Origin of the sequence: Pseudomonas agarici (genome assembly GCF_001543125.1) — a bacterium.
GTDB lineage: Bacteria > Pseudomonadota > Gammaproteobacteria > Pseudomonadales > Pseudomonadaceae > Aquipseudomonas > Aquipseudomonas agarici.
On record NZ_CP014135.1, the window covers coordinates 5,244,013 to 5,261,127 of the forward strand.

Sequence of the window (17,115 nt, forward strand, 5' to 3'; positions counted from 1 at the left end):
CTCGCTCGTATTCCCCTTGAAGAGGTCTTAACGGTGACACCACTCATGATCGCCCTGCTGGTCGCAGCTGGGATCTTTCTCTTGATCGCCATTGGGTTCCTCAACCATATGGCCGAGAACAATAAGCTGGAAAGGGCTCGCCTCAAGGTGGAACTCAATGATCGTCTGCGCCGTTGCGCCGAGATCACCGAGACCTTTCCCGGCCAGTACATGACCCCCGCGCTCAAGCTGCTGTTGACGCGCCTGGAACTCAACGCCAACCAACGCCTGCTGAACATAAGCAAGACCGATGCGGTGCTCAAGTCGCGCATCGCCGAACTTGACACCCTGGTCAACCAGGGCGAATCGATTCCGGTCAACAACCCGCCCAGCCCGATCCAGACCGAAGCCAAGGCCAAGGACGTGCGTTTCTTGCTCGAAGCCCTGCACGGCCAGATCACTCGCGCGGCCCAGGATCGTTTCCTGCAACCCTCCGAAGCCAAACACTGGGTTCGCGAAGTGCGGCATATCCTGGTCTTGCTGCATATCGAGTTCTTCAACAACCTCGGCCAGCGGGCCTTGCAACAGAACCAGCCGGGGCAAGCGCGCCTGGCGTTCGAACGCGGCGTGCAGTACCTGCGCAAGCAACCGGAGCCCGCGGTCTATACCGAGCAACTGCTGTTCTTGGAAAAACTCCTGGCGCGTGCCAACGCCATGGTCTTGGCCACCACTCAGCCGACCGAAGATGACGTCAATGAATTGAGCCAGGGCCTCAAGGGCGTGGAAGCTGACGCCGACTGGAAAAAGAAGGCGATCTACGACTGATTTCCAGCAGGCAAAAAAACGGACACGCCATAGCGTATCCGTTTTTTTGTGCCTCGGGAAACCCGCTTATACGGCGCCTGGCCCGAACGAGGTCAGGCTACCGGATTGATCGGTTTTTCGGGGTACCAGACGTCTAGCAGCGGACTGACTTCAGCAGAGGTCAGTTCGCTACGAGCCTTGAGCCAGGCTTCGACGGCTGTGCGTTGTTCTTCGCAAACCGAGCCACGCTTGATCAGGCAAACCAGGCCGTAGTCATCGCCGCCAACATAACCAAGACCGTTGGCTTCCATTGCTTCTTTCAGGAAAGCCTCGAGGAAAGTGTCGATGGCCTCTTCACTCAGGTCTTCTTTGAAATCCAGGTTCAGCTCGAAACCCAGCTCCTGAAATTCCTCAACGCACAGTTTTTTGCGCAGACGCCGGGAACGGTTAGTCGCCATGAAACAATCCTCAAAAGTAATAACGGGCAGCACTCTAGCAGCTTAAGGCTGCAATTACCCGAGTCTCTGGGCCTGGCCGGCCGATCGAGCGCAAAAAATTGAGGCGTCGTCCCACCTGTAAGACGCCAATAACGCTGATTTGGGGCATAATACCGACACTTTCATGACCATTGAGGGATTTTTGTCGCTATGCCCTCGTATTTTTCCCCTCGGCTGTAGGGTCTTATTTTATATGATCAAATCTTTGCGCCCTTTCGTATTCGCCAGCCTGCTGCTTCCCCTGGCACTGCCCGTCTCCGCCACCCCGGCCAACACCACGCTCTCTCCCAAGGTCCAACAAGCAATCAAGGCCAGCAAGCTGCAGAACAATGCCCTGTCGCTAGTCATGTTGCCACTCGACGGTCCGGGCACCCCGACGATATTCAATGCCGATGTGTCGGTGAATCCGGCCTCGACCATGAAGCTGATCACTACCTACGCCGCCCTGGAAATGCTCGGGCCGAATCACCAATGGAAAACCGAGTTCTATACCGACGGCACGCTGAATAACGGCACCTTGCAGGGTAATCTGTACCTCAAGGGCGGTGGCGACCCCAAACTGAATATGGAAAAGCTCTGGTTGCTGATGCGTGACCTGCGAGCCAATGGTGTAACCCAGGTGACCGGCGACCTGGTACTGGACCGCAGCTTCTTCATCCCTGCGCAGTTGCCGGAGTTCAACGATGACGGCAACGACGAGAACAGGCCGTTCCTGGTCAAGCCCGATGCGTTGCTGGTCAATCTCAAGGCCCTGCGTTTTGTCGCCCGCAATGATTCAGGCAAGGTCACGGTATCGGTCGAGCCACCGATTGCCAGCATCCGCATCGACAATCAGGTCAAGGTGCTCAGTGCCAAGCAATGCACAGGCGATGTGCGCTACAACCCGACGCCCCAGGCCGACGGCTCGACCCTGATCACCGTCAGCGGGCAATTGGCCGATGGTTGCAGCTCCCAGACCTATCTGTCATTGCTCGACCACCCGACTTACGCCGCCGGCACAGTGCGCGCCATCTGGCAGGAACTGGGCGGCAGCATTCACGGCAAGGACCGCCAGGACACGGTGCCCAAGGGTGCCAAGCTGCTGGCTCGCGCATTTTCACCGGACCTGACGGAAGTCATCCGCGACATCAACAAGTACAGTAACAACACCATGGCCCAGCAACTGTTCCTCAGCTTGGGGGCAAAGTTTCGCAATGACGCCGATGGCGACGATGCCAAAGCCGCGCAACGGGTCGTGCGCCAGTGGTTGGCGCAGAAAGGCATCACCGCCCCGCACCTGGTGATGGAAAACGGGTCCGGTCTGTCGCGCGCCGAACGAGTCAGTGCCCGGGAAATGGCGACCCTGTTGCAGGCAGCCTGGAAAAGCCCCTACGCTGCGGAGTTCATCAGTTCAATGCCAATCACCGGCATGGACGGCACCATGCGCAAGCGCCTGAAACGTACCGCCATGTCGGGCGAAGCGCATATCAAGACCGGCACTTTGAACACCGTGCGGGCGATCGCCGGCTTCAGCCGCGACAGCAACGGCACGACCTGGGCCGTCGTGGCAATCCTCAACGATCCGAAACCATGGGGCGCCTCGTCGGTGCTCGATCAGGTGTTGCTGGATCTGTATCGTCAGCCGAGAGCGACCGACTCGGGCGAGTAACCCATCGCCCGGCAGGCGGGCTTGCGTGAAAGCAAGCCCGCCTCAATCGAGTTCCGCCATCACTCGGTCACGGCCATCCTGCTTGGCCGCATACACTCCCGAATCCGCCCGCAGTAATAGCGCATCCGCCCCTTCCCCCATGCGCCAGCCGGCAATCCCGAAACTGGCCGTGACCCACCCCACGCCCTCGAATGGCACATTGCGCAACCCTTGCCATAACTCCAATGCCAACTTGCGGGCCTGTTCGGCGTCGGTGTTGGGGCACAACACCATGAATTCCTCGCCACCCAGGCGACAAAAGACGTCGGTGCGACGCAAACGATGGCTGATCCGCCCACACAACTCCTTGAGTACCCGATCCCCTTCGGCATGACCGTACTGATCGTTGATGCGCTTGAAGTGATCGATGTCAAGCATGATCACCGCCAGGCCACCTGGCCCGCGCTGGGCCAGTGCCAGCTCAGCCTTGAGCCGCTCCTGGAAATAACGCCGGTTGTAGATACCGGTCAGCGAATCGGTGACCGACAGGGCTCGCAACTCCTCCTCGACCCGCTTGAGGTCGGTAATATCCGAAAGATAACCGTGCCAGAGCACCTCGCCCGTGGGCAGCCGCTCAGGGGTGGCCTCGCCGCGCAACCAGCGCAAGCCGCGCATCGGCAATACCACGCGAAACTCTTCGCGCCAGGGGCTGAGTCGCTCGGCCGAAACCCGGATCGAGGCCCGCAACGGCTCCAGGTCGTCCGGGTGAACACGCTCGAACGCCGGCTCGGCATTCTCCAGCAAACGTTGGGTATCGACTTCCAGGATTCCCCCCGTGCCCGCGCTGGCATAGACAAAGTGCGCATTACCGTCGAGGTTGAGTTTGTACTGATAGATGCCACCGGGAACGTTCGCGCCGAGCTTTTCCAGCAAACGGTCGCGCACCTGTAACTGCGAGGTCCGCTGCTCGACCAACTCAAGGGCGCGCTGGCGCTGACTGACAAGGTTGTACAATAAAACACTGAGGAGCACGCTCAGCATTGCACCGAGCACCGCCAGGCTGGCCTCCGATGAATGATTGACTTGAATGAAAGCCTCGCAAGGGCGGATATCCACCTGGTATTCGCGGTCGGCCAGACGCAGCAGGCGAGTGGCACTCAATGGACTGGCAACCGGTAGATTGGGCGATTGATACAGCAGCTCATGCTCGCCTTTGGTCGACAGATCGAGAATGCGCACCGACAGGTTGTCGTGCTTCTGCTCCGGCAGGCCCTCGGCGACCAGTTGACGCATACTGATCACCGCCATCACGTATCCTTCGAGCTCCGGCCTGGGTTGCTCGACGCGCGCGAGCACAGTGATCGGCGCCACCAACAGCAAGCCTCGGGCGTAGGCTTGCTCAACTCCAACCAGATTCAGCGGTTGCGAGGCAGCCATGGTGCCCGAATCGCGAGCACGTTCCAGTGTGATGCGGCGCAAGGGTTGCTCCAGCAAGTCATAGCCCAGCGGCGAACCCTGGGCACTCTGCGTCTCGCTGTACAGTACCGGTACATACTCGTCACGCACCGCCGCCAATTGCAGGCGACCTTCGGCATTGAGTTCCCGAATGGAAAAGCCGCTCAGGCCCTGGGCCCGGGCAAGCCGTTCGAACGACTCCCGATCGCGGCCCTTGACCCATGGCGCCCAGGAATAAGCCTGGGTCCGCAACAGCAGCGGCTTGGTGTAGCCCTCGAATTCCTGGCGCGTGACTGAATCGGAATTGACAAAGAACCGCCGCAGACCGTCCAGCCGCTGCACCTGGTCCTCGAAGCGCTCCTCGATAAGGCTGAAGCGTTCGTTGGCCAACAATTCGAAACGTAGCTGCAACTGACGCTGATAAAGCTCGCGTGTGGCCACGGACAACAACAGCGTGAGCAACCCGCCCACCAACAAAGCCAATACCGCTACCAGCCAGGCAGAAGCATCTTCACTGATAAAGCCAAGAATCTTGGGGTGTACGGGATGCGACGACATAGGCGACAACTCATCACGCCGACGTGTTTTACATCACATTGGCTTTGACTGAGTTATAGCTATTCGCCAGTAGATTAGCCAGCCCCAAAAGCCCCGCCGTCTATAAAAATCCAGAGGCGGGGCTCGGTCATGACTTAGCGTGCGGTGATCTTCCAGGCACGATGAATCTTGCTGTTGCGGGCAAAGTCCGGGTCCAGGGTCTGGCGGCTGATTTCCTCGACGGCGTAACGCGCCACCAGGTTGTCTGCCAGTTGGAACTTGCTGAAATTATTGGAAAAATACAGCACGCCAGCGGGCGCCAGGCGCGCCATGGCCAAGTCGAGCAGTTGCACATGGTCACGCTGGACGTCGAACACGCCTTCCATGCGTTTGGAGTTGGAGAACGTCGGCGGGTCGATGAAGATCAGGTCGAATTCGTCGCGATTGCCTTCCAACCAAGTCATCACATCACTCTGCTCCAGGCGGTTCTTGTCGGAGAAACCATTCAGTGACAGGTTGCGCCGCGCCCAGTCGAGATAGGTCCTCGACAGGTCGACACTGGTGGTCGTCCGAGCCCCGCCCTTGGCCGCATGCACGCTGGCGGTAGCGGTGTAGCAGAACAGATTGAGGAAACGCTTGCCGGCAGCCTCTTTCTGGATTCGCAGGCGCATCGGCCGGTGGTCGAGGAACAGCCCGGTATCGAGGTAGTCGGTGAGGTTGACCAACAGCTTCACCCCGCCTTCGCTCACCTCGGTGAATTTGCCCTCGGCACTCTGGCGCTCATATTGCTTGGTCCCGCTTTGGCGCTCGCGGCGCTTGATGATCACCCGACTCTTGTCGACATTGAGTGCCTGGGGAATCGCAGCCAGCGCATCGAACAGGCGGGTCTGAGCCTTTTGCGGGTCGATGGACTTGGGCGCGGCGTATTCCTGGACGTGTACCCAATCGTGGTAGAGATCAATGGCCAGAGAGTATTCCGGCATGTCGGCGTCATAGACCCGATAGCAATCCACACCTTCGCGCTTGGCCCATTTACCCAATTGCTTGAGGTTTTTCTGCAGGCGGTTGGCGAACATCTGCCCGCCTTCGCTCAGGCGTGCCTGCTCGATCACCGGTGCCGCTGGCGGCGCAGGCTTGATCGGGTTGCCGTTCTTGTTGAGCTTCGGCGCTTCGACGGTGATCTGTGCCTGCTCTTCGGCGTGGGCCCGCTCGACTTGGCGCTGTTGCGGGGTACGCCGCTCACCGGTGACGAACTGGTCGGGGACCACCTTGATCAGCAGCAGCTTGCACGCCAGTGCGCCGTTCCAGAACGAGTATTGCTTGTGGCTGCGAATACCCATGCGCTTACCCAGATCCGGGGCGCCAGTGAACACCGCCGCCTCCCAGTTCAAGCAGGCCTGACGTAGGCGCTCGCCGAGGTTCTGGTAGAGGTAGAGCAGGCTCGCCTCGTCTCCCAGGCGCTCGCCATAAGGCGGGTTGCAGATCACCAGGCCTTTCTGGTTCTGGTCCGGGCGCGGTTCGAAGGTCCCAACCTCACCCTGATAGATCTTGATCCAATCGCTCAGGCCGGCACGCTCAACGTTGTTGCGGCCCGGCTGGATCAGACGTGGATCGGCTTCATAACCGCGAATCCACAGCGGTGGGCGGGCCAGGCCGGCTTCGGCGCGGGCCGTGGCTTCTTCATGAAGTTTTTTCCACAAGGCCGGCACGTGGCCAAGCCACGCATCGAAGCCCCAGCGGATGCGATTGAGGTTGGGCGCGATATCGGCGGCAATCATCGCAGCCTCCACCAGAAAGGTGCCCACCCCGCACATCGGGTCGGCCAAGGCCCCTCCTTCGGCGGCGATACGCGGCCAGCCGGAACGGATCAGGATCGCCGCCGCGAGGTTTTCCTTCAGCGGCGCCGCGCCTTGCTGCAGGCGGTAGCCGCGCTGGTGCAGGCTGTGGCCGGACAAGTCGAGGGAAAGAATCGCCTCGCCACGGTCCAGACGCAGGTGAATGCGCAGGTCCGGGCTGATCTTGTCGATAGACGGACGCTCACCCGCCGGGGTGCGCAACTTGTCGACGATGGCGTCCTTGACCTTCAAGGCACCGAAGTGGGTGTTGTCGATGCCCGAGCCATGGCCGCTGAACTCCACGGCCAGGGTGCCGTCGGCAAGCATATGATCCTGCCAGTCGATATCCAATACGCCCTGGTAGAGGTCCTCGGCGTCCTTCATCGGGAAACGCTTAAGCACCAGCAAAACCCGGTTGGCCAGGCGCGACCAGAGACATAACCGATAGGCCGTCTCCATGTCGGCCAAGCCGCGAATGGCCGAGGTGTGCTCGCGCGCCTCCTCAAGACCAAGCCCGACGGCTTCCTCCAGAAGCAGGCCTTCGAGGCCTTTGGGACAAGTGAGGAAGAGTTCGTAATGATCCGACATGGGAATTCCAGGGCCTTGAGCAGTCAATGAACGGGCGACGCATCACCCGCTCGGTTTTGATCGAGCACGTTTCTTGAAGAGTGCTCGTGTGGCACACCATTGTGCCGTTCCATCCGGCATATGCTTTTGCCCATAAATTATGGGGACAAAAGAATGGAGACACCGGGATAGTTCATTCTTTTCGTAACAAAAAGTCACATCATGACCCTTCGTCGAATAATACCTGAGTACGAGGGTCAGTATTTTTTGCAGAGAGTGAAACCCATCCTTCATGCAAGGGCTGATAATAGCTGGATTTTCTCCAGATAACCGAGCAAACGGTCAGCCTATCTTATGGCCTTACCCCACATATCGTTACGTTCTTATGACAAAACGATCATTCACACGCCATCGCACATTGGTTAGAACTCAACACAGTTGGCGTCGCAAGGACGTCAACATCTCCCGCTTTTGATGAAACTCGTCGAGCGGCGATCAGGCAAGGCAAAAACAGGTGAGGAGCGACGAGGGTCGCGTCCGACTTCAGCCCGCTACGCTAAAAGGAGCCTTGTGAACCTGTTTTTAACGCAGCATGATCGACGCGCGGACAGTTTCATCCGATGCGGAGCTCGCCACGCCGGCAGCGAGCACCATGCAGATGCATTCTGCCCGGCCTCGACGAGAGGTCGACGGGACCTATAACAGTCAACCAGCGAGGGCAACACCCTATGAGAAGACTTAAGCGTGATCCGTTGGAAAGAGCATTTTTACGCGGATATCGATACGGCGTTCATGGCAAGTCCCGTGAGCTTTGCCCCTTTACTCTACCGTCGGTACGCCAAGCCTGGATCAACGGCTGGCGAGAAGGACGTGGCGACAATTGGGACGGTATGACCGGCACTGCGGGAATCCACAGACTCAACGAACTTCACGCTGTCGGCTAATCAGGGCACATTCCGACACGACAATCCGAGCACTCTGTTGAAAGCAACGACTTAACCACGCACGCCCCATCCGGGCGGCGGGCTTCGGCCCAGGGGCTCCCTAGAGGAGCCCTTTTTAATACCCAGAACTCAGCGGCGCAAAGCGGCGATGGTATCCACCGACTGGCGAATCAGTGCCGGCCCCTTGTAGATAAAGCCCGAATACAACTGCACCAGGCTCGCTCCGGCGGCGACTTTCTCGGCCGCATGTCCGCCTTCGGTGATCCCACCGACGGCGATGATCGGCAAACGTCCGGCCAGCTCGGCCGCCAGCACCTTGACCGTGTGGGTGCTCTGCTCGCGCACCGGCGCACCGGACAGGCCACCGGCCTCCTCGCCATGAACCAAGCCTTCGACACCGACACGGCTGAGGGTGGTATTGGTAGCGATCACCGCATCCATCCCCGACTCCACCAGTGCCTGGGCCACCAGCACGGTTTCTTCGTCGCTCATGTCCGGAGCGATCTTGATCGCCAGGGGCACACGCTTGCCATGCTGCCCGGCCAGTTGAGTCTGGCGCTGGCTCAGGGACTCGAGCAACTGCTTGAGCGAATCGCCGAATTGCAGACTGCGCAGACCCGGTGTGTTCGGCGAACTGACGTTGACCGTGACATAGCTGGCGTGGGCGTAGACCTTATCCAGGCAGATCAGGTAATCGTCGACGGCGCGCTCCACCGGAGTGTCGAAGTTCTTGCCGATATTGATCCCCAGGATACCGCCGTAGCGGGCGGCGCGAACCCGGGCAATCAGGTTATCCACCCCCAGGTTGTTAAAACCCATGCGGTTGATGATCGCTTCGGCCTCGGGCAGGCGGAAAATCCGTGGTTTCGGATTGCCCGGCTGTGGCCGTGGCGTCACCGTGCCGATCTCGACAAAACCAAAGCCCAACTGGGCCAAGCCGTCGATAGCCGCGCCATTTTTGTCCAGGCCCGCGGCCAACCCCACCGGATTTGGAAAATCCAACCCCATGACGCTCACCGGGTTCGACGCCGGTGCCTTGCACAACAGACCGTTGAGCCCCAGGCGGCCACCCGCGCCGATCAGGTCCAGGGACAAATCGTGGGAGGTTTCCGGGGAAAGTTTGAACAACAACTGGCGGGCCAGGTTATACATGGGCGGGCTTGACTCGGATGGCGGCGAATTGAACGGGCGATTATAGCCGGCCAACCACCTGACAAGCGAGTTTACCAATCGGCCGTTTCCCGACTGTCCTCGTCCCACTCAGGATTGAAAATATCCTGCATGTACTGATTGATGAATAAACTGGTGCCAAACAACCGGCCCATGACGCCACGCAGTTCCTTGTGCTGTTCGGACCCTTCCAGGCCTTCCTCCTTGAGACGTGACAACGCCTGGCCGACGACTGTCATCTGCTCGCCGATGGTACGGTAGTCCAGCGCTCCTTCGTCACTGCTGCGATAGTTGGCGATGAACAACAGGATCTCTTTCTCGCCCGTCCCGGACAGCGCCAGCAATTGCCGGTAAAAGGCTTCGAACCCTGGATCAGACGCCTGCGTGGCATGGGCGGGCCGATTCAGGCGTTGCTCCAAGGGATGCGCCGGGAAATCTTCCGATGCGCAGGTCGGGGAAACTGTCGTGGGACTTTCAATGTGCATCGTCGATTCCTTGCGATGGATCTTCGGCGGCGTCGATAAATCGACTTACCAGTTGCACCAGGGCTTGCCGTGCCTGCTGGTCAAGCTCGCGCACCCCTTCGGGCAAACCAGCCAGTTGACTCAGCACGCGCGGCGCCAATTGTTCGCGAGCCGACTCCAGGTCAAACTCGAACAATTGATCGGCCAGCCGGACTACATAACGTTCCTGGTCTTCGAATTCGAACTTGACCGAGGCCACGCCCAAGCGCCCCAGGTGCTCGCGCAGGGCGCCGACCCGACCACGACAGTGGACGGGCAAGAGGATCTGCAAGGTCATCCGCGCCGTGTCGGGCTGTCCTGCCAACCAATGGTCGAGCATCTCGTCGAACCACCGTGAATCATCCAGCAGATGTTTGAGCAGTTGCCGGACTGCTTCGGCCACTTGCTCGTGCAACTGGCTGGCCAGGCGCTGGGATTCGCACAAGCCCTGGGCCAGGTCGACGCAAGCCTGAATCACACCTTCGCAATAACCTTCGGCAAACGCCGTGGCCTGGATCGCCTCGGCTTGGGCCTGGGCCTGGTCGATCAATTGCCGGGCACGCCGTTGTGCCTCGCGCTCCAAGGCGCGGCAGCGACGGACGGTTGCCAGTTCCTGGCGGGTGATATGCACGGTATCCGCGCCCACCCCCGCCAGTTCGTCAATCGTGCGGATGGCGTCGAGCATGCTGTACCGCCAGGAAAAACAGCGTCGGATCAGGCGCCGGAACAGGCACCCGCGCCTGTCCATCGACCACCGCCTCGCAGAACTGCAACAGCAGCCGTTCGCGCAACGCCGTGGGCAGCGCCCGCTCGAACGCTAGCAACTGCGCCAGCCCGACGCTGTCCACCTGTTGCAACACCGGACTGTCAGACAGCAGCTCCAGGATCAATCGAGGCGCGATGGCACACCGTGCAAAGTCCCGCACACTGGCGGACAGCAACCCCATGCGAGCGCCTCGCGCCAGCTCCGGCCACAAGCGCTGAGCACCGATCAACCGGGCGATATGCGGCAGGCGCCACCACTCATGCACCCACACTGTCGCGAGTGGGGAAAGCGCCGGACACGACGTCGGCAGCGTCAGCCCCTCCAGCAAGATGCGATTGAGCACCTGCCGACCCGGCCCGTCGTTAAATCCCGCCGGCAGACTCAGGCGCCGGCTATGCAAGTAATCCAGCGGCTGCCAGAGAATCTGTCGCAGGCGTTCGTCCAAGGCGTTCATGCACGCCCACCCGACGCCCGCAAGTGATAGAAGCCACCGACGCCAGCCAGCAACCCCACGAGCAACATCAGGACCAAAGCAGGCATCCAGAAGGCAGTGGCAGCCGGCTCGACCGGCAGCGGCGCCGCATGCTGGGTGGAAGAGCGCCGGGTGAGGATCACCGAAATATTTTCGTATTCGACCGCTGAGAAACTGTTCTTCAAGAACCGTTTGATATCGTTGATCAACAGCCCCGGCTCGACATCGCGCTCATGCACGGCCACCGCTGACAGATGCACGGAAGACGCCTTGCGCCCGCCCTCCCCGGCGTCCACGTCATAGCTGACATGCACCCGTGCCGAGACGACGCCTTCGAGCACACTCAAGGTTTGTTCCAGACGCTGCTCCAGCGCCGAATAGAGTCGGGCCTTTTCCGCGCGCGGGGAGGCGACCAGGGAGTCGGAGGGAAACAATTGGGCCACTTCCACACGAGGTTTCGACGGCAGCGCATAGAGATTCAACAAGTCCACCGCCGCCGGGAAATCCACTTGGGCCACCTTGACGCTGTAGCCGACCTTGCCGTTATCCTGCTTTGCCGCGCCGATATTGTTGCGCTGCAACACCGACACCACCTCGTTGGCCTGTTGCTGATCAAGCCCGTCGAGCAGCGCCGGTTGCCGACACCCCGCCAGCGCCAGACACAGGAGGATAAGCCACACGCAGGGTTTCATGACGAGCGCAGCAGGGTTTCTGCCGCCCCCACGGCCTTGCGCACCAGGGTATTAAGCAGATTGATGTCGACGTTGTATTGGCCCATCTGTTCCTGCAACACCGCCAGCTTCTCGGGGTGAGTGATATCCGGGCTATCCAGTAACTGGCGGACGCCGCCAACCCGCCGTGCCGAGTCCACGGCGGAACTGGCAAAGGCATCGAGCAGGCGCGCTTCCAGCGACACCGGCGTGCTTTCCTGCGGGCTGCGCAACTCGACCAGCGCTACCTGTTCGAGCAGGCCGACAGGATTATGTTGATAAGACATGGCCACTACTCGCCGTGGCCGGCGGTCATCGCCGACCCAATGATGATCGGGAACTCAGCGCGCCGACTGGATGATCGACATGTCGATATCCTTGAAGCCCTTGATGGTGTTGGTCTGCGCATTGCGGAACACGGTATAGGAGGAAAAGGCCGACTGATACTTGGCCAACAGCGATGGATCCGAGGCATTCCCTTCAAGCGCTTTCAGCGCCGCATCAAGTTTATCCTTCAGGTCTTTGGCCCCGGCTTCGAAAGCCTCGGCCTGCTGCCCCAGAAAATCGTCGGCGAACTCGACCGGTCTTGTGACATCTACCATAAATCACCTCGTTTGACGGATTGTTGAAAAATGCCAGGACGAACTGCTCGTCTTGATGTAACCCTGCGGTCCCGATTGGAATGACCGGCCCTTGAACAGGTCATCCCTGAGATCGATGTTGAAGCGCACCTGGCGGTCTCCCCAGCGCCGATAGAAGTCATCGACAAAGTCACGCGTCATTTGCCGCTGCGCGTCCTGAAGATCCCCGGCGATATTGAAGACCGTCGCGTCCCCCTGCCCGACCCGTTCGAACGCCAGTGCCAGGCGTTGCAGGCCTTGCTCGGCCAAGGCAACCAGCAGATCGTCATCCTGGGGCTCGAAGCTGACTTGGCGCACGTAAGCCGCCTCTTCGTGCAAGAGCTGCGAGACCTGCTGTTCCAGTCCGGCATCTGGCGCGCCGCGCCGCAGGCTGTAAAACACCCGCGGGCTTGCGGGCTGCGACAAATCGATACGCTGGACCCTCAGCGCCGGCACCTGCTCGAGCAACCGCGACTCCAAACGCCGGCGTTCGTCCGTAACAGCCAGCACCTGGCTCGGGATGCCATGACGCACGAGCACCTGGCGGCTCCAACCCGCATCGCGCTCCGATGTCACGAAAACGTAGACCCGATCATCCCGCCCCTGAACAACCCGGGTTGCCCCATGAGTGCCGGCGGTCAGACTCAATACATCGGGTCGGGACGATTTCATTGGCACCGACCATACGGCTGCACACGCCGCCAGCAATACGCACACCACCGCCGTGACAATCACCTTCCTGAGCAGCGGTCGAACGGTGTGCCCCGCCGCCATCGGTTCGACAGTCGCCGTGCTCGTGAACAGTTCTGGCGCCCAGGGTTCGTGCTCGGGACGAAGGGTAATGTGCAACCCGGCGATCTGTTCGCAACGCTGGAAGGCAACTTCGCGCTCCTCGACCTCATCGCCCAGGATCCGCAGAGTCGCGTACTCCTGGCCAAGCAATACCTCAAAGTTGCAATGGCCCCGTTCCAGCGGAACGAAGATCGCATCCTGCGGTATGGCAGCAACCAGTCCATCATCTCCCAACCTATCGGGAGTCCCGACGATGAACAGTGTCCGGCTGCTGCGCAGGGTGAACTCACACCCCTGCAACAGACCGCTACCAATTCTCAGGACACAGGGTAAAAAGGGGTTGTCCGGCATCGTCACCCTCTTCGATCGGTAAAGCGTCCGGCGATACTAGCGAGGCCTGCAAGGACGATCCTGATCGCCGCCAGCGTCCTACCGGAAGATTTCAATCAGAATCCTCGGGCCTGCTCCACTCACGGCACCAGCACCCGATAGAAGCGCCAGACCCTGCGCGCATAACGCTCGCGAGCAGCCTGACGCTCCTCGCCACTGCCGGCGTTATAGGCGCCCACGGCGGTCCAGCCGTAGCCATGGCGTTCAATGAACTGCGCCAGGATCGCGGCACCGACGTGCACGCTGAGACAGGGATCCTCCAGCAACTGCTGCTCGGTGATCCCTTGTGCCGACAATCGTGGCAGGTGAAAGCTGTTGATCTGCATCAGGCCGATATCCCGACTGCCATCCTTGTTGCGGCCCACGGCCTGCGCACGCAGGCCGCTTTCCACATGAGCAATGGCGTACAACAATTGCGGCTCGATGCCATGCCGCCGTCCGGCGGAGTCCCAGCAAAAGGCCTGCAGCGGCCCGCTCAATACCAGCATCAACCAGGCTCCCCCGCGGTATCGCCTGCTCATGCCCGGTTACGCTGTTCCTCGGCGATCCGCACACGCATCCGTTGTGCCGCGATGAAAGACGGATCACGGCGCAGCGATGATTCAAGGCTCTCCAGCGCTCGCTCATCGCGCCCGCCACACCAGTGGTGCCAGGCATACAGGTAATGGACGTCAGCCCGATCAGAGGCCAGTAAGCAGCGCTGGAACAACACCTGGGCCGCATCGCCACACCCTTGCAAGCTGGTGATCAAGGCCAACCGCGCCAGCGCATCGGTATTGCCCGGCTCCAGCACCAAGGCCTGAGCAATGGCCTCGCGGGCTTGTTCGATGGCGGACTCGCGATCAGCCCGCCCCAACATCGACAGCGCCAGGTGGGCATCGGCCAGGCCGCACCAGGGCGGAACGTAGCTCGCATCCATGTGCAGGCACTGGCGAAAATACAGCATGGCCTCCTGCACGCTTTGCGCAGTATGCCGTTGCAAGCCGTATATGCCCTTGAGGAAGGCCAACGCCAAGGGATAGGACGAGCAACCGCTGACGGAAGGGCGCACATCGGGGAGGTGTTGCGCCACCATCGACACCATCGACCGCAGCACCTCTTCGAGCGCGCCCTTGATGGCCACAGGCCCACGTACCAGATAGTGATCGCTGCCGCGAATCAGCTCGACCGACAGCTCCATCCGATCACCTCGAGCATAAAAACGCCCACTCAGGTAGTAATCCGGCGCCAGTCGCTCCATCAATTGTCGGATATCGCTCGGGCCGGGGCCTGGCACCATGAGCCCCGCCGGCAAGATTTTGAGAGTACCGTCGAATGCGGACTTCAACTGCCGAATCGTCGCATCCTGCAAATCCAGCGCCGCCACATCGTCCGCGTGGCGAAACGGCAATACCGCCAACGAGGAAGCCGTTGGACATTCAACCGGTGAAGATGCCAGGGGCGCCACCGCTCCGACAAAGCGATAACCCTTGCCATAGACCGTGGCGATGTAGCCTCGCCCTTCCCCCAATAATTTGCGCAAGGTATAGATGCAGCGAGTCAACGACTCCTCGGCCGCATCCCAACCGGGCCACACACAATCGAGCAGCGAGTCTTTAGTGACCAGCTTGCCGGCCGACCCCAGCAGCAACCGCAAAACCTGCAACTCCTTGGGGGGCAGATGAACTCCTTTTCCGTTTCGCAACAGCGTTCCATCGCTTTGCAATATCCACTCGCCAAATGCGAATGATTGTTTCAGGACGTTATCAGTGGCACGGTCCATAAATCAGCTTGAGACCTCTACAGAGATGTACTGACATTCAAAACAGGCCTCGGACAACCCGGGCCTATCAACGAGGAACGGCAGCGACTATAGAAACTTGGTCTCCCGCAGTCCGTAGGACATTTCTCTTATAAAACAAGAAAAAAACTACACACTCAACGGAATATAAAACACCCAGGCGATGAGAGTTATACAACAACGGAAAGCGCTCTATATTATGTCAGTCGTTTCCCTTGCAAGTCTTTGTTGTCGAGTAATGCCTACAAGGCGACACACATCTGCCACCGTCCGCCATCTCGCCACACCAGGCTCGGGCAGCTCGATGTCAAAGGCCTCGTTGAGCAGCACCGCCATCTCGACGATGTGCATCGAGTCGACGTACAAGTCCTCGATAAGCCGCAACTCGAACAAAATCTTTCGACGCTCCAGTTGGAAGTAGTCAGCGAGCAACACCATCACTTGCTGTTCGATAAAATCATCGCAATAGCCCGGTGTCAGATAGGTCATTGATTGTTTCTCCAGAGCAGGACGAAGCCCAGGAGGAAGCTCCCCAGGGTCCGTCTTCGAAGGGTAGTGATATAAGGTCGGCGGGCCAACAGCTCAGAAGTTGAGCATTGCCTTCAACATGTCCGTGAACTGACTCATATGAGACGATAAGGTCTTGATGAAATTATCGTGCGTGGAGTTGGCGCTGGAGTACTTTTGCGTGAGCTTTTGAAGTTCATTCTTCAATTGCTCGCCTTGTGCGTTGAAACCGGTTTGCCAAGACTGGAATTGTGCGCTGTTCCAGGTAACCTTTCCTTCCTTGATTTCTTCCAGGGGAATATCGTCAAGCCGCTTGACCATCGAATCCAGCGCGGAGAGATCGATCATCACGCAATAGTTGTCACCGCCAAGATAAACCAGACGCCCCGAACCCATGGCATCGATCCAATCCTGTGCCTGCTTTTTGTTGGCGGTGTTGGGCGGCTCGTCCTGTTTGGCAGGAACGGGAAACAAGACACCTGCGGGAGCCTGGCTGAACTGCCGTATCAGCTCATCGAGGGCTTTTTTCAACTCCTCCACGTTGAGTTCTACGTCCTTACCCTCGTTGGCGCCTTTTATCCATTCATGCAGTTTCGAGGTAATCTGCTCATTGAACGCCTTGAAAAAACCCGAGTAGGTCGCCACGATGTGTTCGTAGACCTTCAGGTAATCGTTACCGATGATGCCGATCAGCTCGATCAGCTTGTCAAAGAAATCCGGGAATTCTTCGGTTTTTTTTGCCCCCAGCCCAGCGATCTCCGGCTCACGATCGAGCTGCTCGATCAATGCCGTGATTGCCTGCCCTTGCCACTGGCGCAGCTCCTCGTTACGGGGCAAATCGGCTACCTGCTCCGACAACCTGATCCACCCCCTGATCTGTTGCTGCTCCTTGCGCCACGCCTGCTGAGCCATGTCTTTAAGGGCCAGGTCGTACTTGTATTGCCTGAACTCACGCTCCTCTTGATCCGTGGTATTGATCAGCTCTTCGACAGCCCCCTCCAGCCTTTTGCGCATATCCTCGGGCGACCCGGCGAGCGTTTGCCCGCCATGTGCCGTCAACGCCGACTCATGCCGCACGGGTGTCTGCGGACTCTCGACATCCTCAAGGTGCAAGAAGCTCGAAGCCGCATAATGCCTGATACCCAAATCGTTCATCGTTC

18 protein-coding genes are annotated in these 17,115 nt (G+C 59.6%); 3 read left to right on the plus strand and 15 right to left on the minus strand.

The genetic code is table 11. From position 1 onward, the window contains the following. Positions 1 to 45 precede the first annotated feature (45 nt). Positions 46 to 804 (plus strand): hypothetical protein, encoded by a 759-nt coding sequence (locus tag AWM79_RS22960; RefSeq protein ID WP_017134204.1) that lies wholly within the window; start codon positions 46 to 48, stop codon positions 802 to 804. 92 nt (positions 805 to 896) lie between these two features. Here the strand turns inward: AWM79_RS22960 and AWM79_RS22965 are convergent, their stop codons facing one another. Beyond that, entirely contained in the window at positions 897 to 1,241 is a 345-nt protein-coding gene (locus AWM79_RS22965) for a YggL family protein (protein ID WP_017134205.1), read from the minus strand. 232 nt (positions 1,242 to 1,473) lie between these two features. Here AWM79_RS22965 and dacB point away from each other — a divergent pair, with 232 nt between their 5' ends. Continuing rightward, positions 1,474 to 2,928, plus strand: a complete 1,455-nt coding sequence (dacB, locus tag AWM79_RS22970) for a D-alanyl-D-alanine carboxypeptidase/D-alanyl-D-alanine endopeptidase (protein WP_060783841.1) — start codon at positions 1,474 to 1,476, stop codon at positions 2,926 to 2,928. Positions 2,929 to 2,970: 42 nt separating this feature from the next. Here dacB and AWM79_RS22975 read toward each other — a convergent pair whose 3' ends face one another. Beyond that, positions 2,971 to 4,920, minus strand: a complete 1,950-nt coding sequence (locus AWM79_RS22975; protein WP_060783842.1) for a sensor domain-containing diguanylate cyclase — start codon at positions 4,918 to 4,920, stop codon at positions 2,971 to 2,973. Positions 4,921 to 5,054: 134 nt separating this feature from the next. After that, positions 5,055 to 7,322, minus strand: coding sequence for a bifunctional 23S rRNA (guanine(2069)-N(7))-methyltransferase RlmK/23S rRNA (guanine(2445)-N(2))-methyltransferase RlmL (gene rlmKL / locus AWM79_RS22980; RefSeq protein ID WP_060783843.1), 2,268 nt, complete (start codon positions 7,320 to 7,322; stop codon positions 5,055 to 5,057). 707 nt (positions 7,323 to 8,029) lie between these two features. Between rlmKL and rmf the strand changes: the two genes are divergently transcribed. Continuing rightward, a complete protein-coding gene (gene rmf, locus AWM79_RS24685; protein WP_074861824.1) occupies positions 8,030 to 8,245 on the plus strand; it encodes a ribosome modulation factor in 216 nt (71 codons plus the stop codon). Between the two features lie 129 nt (positions 8,246 to 8,374). Here rmf and AWM79_RS22985 read toward each other — a convergent pair whose 3' ends face one another. The 12 genes from AWM79_RS22985 to AWM79_RS23040 all read right to left on the minus strand — a co-directional run bounded on the left by AWM79_RS22985 (position 8,375) and on the right by AWM79_RS23040 (position 17,110). Continuing rightward, positions 8,375 to 9,397 (minus strand): quinone-dependent dihydroorotate dehydrogenase, encoded by a 1,023-nt coding sequence (locus AWM79_RS22985; RefSeq protein ID WP_060783844.1) that lies wholly within the window; start codon positions 9,395 to 9,397, stop codon positions 8,375 to 8,377. Positions 9,398 to 9,468: 71 nt separating this feature from the next. Beyond that, a complete protein-coding gene (locus AWM79_RS22990; protein WP_060783845.1) occupies positions 9,469 to 9,900 on the minus strand; it encodes a hypothetical protein in 432 nt (143 codons plus the stop codon). Further along, on the minus strand, positions 9,890 to 10,603 hold the full coding sequence (locus AWM79_RS22995; RefSeq protein ID WP_060783846.1) for an HrpE/YscL family type III secretion apparatus protein: 714 nt from the start codon (positions 10,601 to 10,603) through the stop codon (positions 9,890 to 9,892). Before AWM79_RS22995 ends, AWM79_RS22990 begins: the two co-directional genes overlap by 11 nt. Beyond that, positions 10,578 to 11,138: a protein OrgA gene (locus AWM79_RS23000; RefSeq protein WP_060783847.1), complete on the minus strand. Its 561-nt coding sequence runs from the start codon at positions 11,136 to 11,138 to the stop codon at positions 10,578 to 10,580. The genes AWM79_RS22995 and AWM79_RS23000 overlap by 26 nt, the downstream gene beginning before the upstream one ends. After that, a complete protein-coding gene (locus tag AWM79_RS23005; RefSeq protein ID WP_060783848.1) occupies positions 11,135 to 11,848 on the minus strand; it encodes an EscJ/YscJ/HrcJ family type III secretion inner membrane ring protein in 714 nt (237 codons plus the stop codon). Before AWM79_RS23005 ends, AWM79_RS23000 begins: the two co-directional genes overlap by 4 nt. Continuing rightward, positions 11,845 to 12,153 carry a type III secretion system inner rod subunit SctI gene (sctI, locus tag AWM79_RS23010; RefSeq protein ID WP_017134214.1) on the minus strand — a complete coding sequence of 103 codons (309 nt, stop codon included), beginning with the start codon at positions 12,151 to 12,153 and terminating at the stop codon, positions 11,845 to 11,847. Before sctI ends, AWM79_RS23005 begins: the two co-directional genes overlap by 4 nt. Positions 12,154 to 12,207: 54 nt before the next feature. Further along, positions 12,208 to 12,468 (minus strand): type III secretion system needle filament subunit SctF, encoded by a 261-nt coding sequence (gene sctF / locus AWM79_RS23015; RefSeq protein ID WP_017134215.1) that lies wholly within the window; start codon positions 12,466 to 12,468, stop codon positions 12,208 to 12,210. 3 nt (positions 12,469 to 12,471) lie between these two features. Continuing rightward, positions 12,472 to 13,629, minus strand: coding sequence for a PrgH/EprH family type III secretion apparatus protein (locus AWM79_RS23020; RefSeq protein WP_082712664.1), 1,158 nt, complete (start codon positions 13,627 to 13,629; stop codon positions 12,472 to 12,474). Between the two features lie 119 nt (positions 13,630 to 13,748). Next, on the minus strand, positions 13,749 to 14,189 hold the full coding sequence (locus tag AWM79_RS23025) for a transglycosylase SLT domain-containing protein (RefSeq protein ID WP_026013441.1): 441 nt from the start codon (positions 14,187 to 14,189) through the stop codon (positions 13,749 to 13,751). Next, complete coding sequence (locus tag AWM79_RS23030) at positions 14,186 to 15,430, minus strand: winged helix-turn-helix domain-containing protein (RefSeq protein WP_026013442.1); 1,245 nt, start codon at positions 15,428 to 15,430, stop codon at positions 14,186 to 14,188. The genes AWM79_RS23025 and AWM79_RS23030 overlap by 4 nt, the downstream gene beginning before the upstream one ends. Before the next feature lie 210 nt (positions 15,431 to 15,640). Beyond that, positions 15,641 to 15,937 (minus strand): phosphopantetheine-binding protein, encoded by a 297-nt coding sequence (locus tag AWM79_RS23035; protein WP_017134219.1) that lies wholly within the window; start codon positions 15,935 to 15,937, stop codon positions 15,641 to 15,643. 93 nt (positions 15,938 to 16,030) lie between these two features. After that, positions 16,031 to 17,110 (minus strand): IpaD/SipD/SspD family type III secretion system needle tip protein, encoded by a 1,080-nt coding sequence (locus AWM79_RS23040; protein WP_060783849.1) that lies wholly within the window; start codon positions 17,108 to 17,110, stop codon positions 16,031 to 16,033. Positions 17,111 to 17,115 lie beyond the last annotated feature (5 nt).

Excerpts from the sequence above, each read along its gene's own strand:
- AWM79_RS22975 (WP_060783842.1), bottom strand. The coding sequence starts at position 4,920 with ATGTCGTCGCATCCCGTACACCCCAAGATTCTTGGCTTTATCAGTGAA.
- AWM79_RS23040 (WP_060783849.1), bottom strand. The coding sequence starts at position 17,110 with ATGAACGATTTGGGTATCAGGCATTATGCGGCTTCGAGCTTCTTGCAC.
- AWM79_RS23005 (WP_060783848.1), bottom strand. The coding sequence starts at position 11,848 with ATGAAACCCTGCGTGTGGCTTATCCTCCTGTGTCTGGCGCTGGCGGGG.
- AWM79_RS22995 (WP_060783846.1), bottom strand. The coding sequence starts at position 10,603 with ATGCTCGACGCCATCCGCACGATTGACGAACTGGCGGGGGTGGGCGCG.
- AWM79_RS23020 (WP_082712664.1), bottom strand. The coding sequence starts at position 13,629 with ATGCCGGACAACCCCTTTTTACCCTGTGTCCTGAGAATTGGTAGCGGT.
- rlmKL (WP_060783843.1), bottom strand. The coding sequence starts at position 7,322 with ATGTCGGATCATTACGAACTCTTCCTCACTTGTCCCAAAGGCCTCGAA.
- AWM79_RS22985 (WP_060783844.1), bottom strand. The coding sequence starts at position 9,397 with ATGTATAACCTGGCCCGCCAGTTGTTGTTCAAACTTTCCCCGGAAACC.
- AWM79_RS22965 (WP_017134205.1), bottom strand. The coding sequence starts at position 1,241 with ATGGCGACTAACCGTTCCCGGCGTCTGCGCAAAAAACTGTGCGTTGAG.
- rmf (WP_074861824.1), top strand. The coding sequence starts at position 8,030 with ATGAGAAGACTTAAGCGTGATCCGTTGGAAAGAGCATTTTTACGCGGA.
- AWM79_RS22960 (WP_017134204.1), top strand. The coding sequence starts at position 46 with ATGATCGCCCTGCTGGTCGCAGCTGGGATCTTTCTCTTGATCGCCATT.
- AWM79_RS23030 (WP_026013442.1), bottom strand. The coding sequence starts at position 15,430 with ATGGACCGTGCCACTGATAACGTCCTGAAACAATCATTCGCATTTGGC.
- AWM79_RS23025 (WP_026013441.1), bottom strand. The coding sequence starts at position 14,189 with ATGAGCAGGCGATACCGCGGGGGAGCCTGGTTGATGCTGGTATTGAGC.
- sctF (WP_017134215.1), bottom strand. The coding sequence starts at position 12,468 with ATGGTAGATGTCACAAGACCGGTCGAGTTCGCCGACGATTTTCTGGGG.
- AWM79_RS23035 (WP_017134219.1), bottom strand. The coding sequence starts at position 15,937 with ATGACCTATCTGACACCGGGCTATTGCGATGATTTTATCGAACAGCAA.
- dacB (WP_060783841.1), top strand. The coding sequence starts at position 1,474 with ATGATCAAATCTTTGCGCCCTTTCGTATTCGCCAGCCTGCTGCTTCCC.
- AWM79_RS22990 (WP_060783845.1), bottom strand. The coding sequence starts at position 9,900 with ATGCACATTGAAAGTCCCACGACAGTTTCCCCGACCTGCGCATCGGAA.
- AWM79_RS23000 (WP_060783847.1), bottom strand. The coding sequence starts at position 11,138 with ATGAACGCCTTGGACGAACGCCTGCGACAGATTCTCTGGCAGCCGCTG.
- sctI (WP_017134214.1), bottom strand. The coding sequence starts at position 12,153 with ATGTCTTATCAACATAATCCTGTCGGCCTGCTCGAACAGGTAGCGCTG.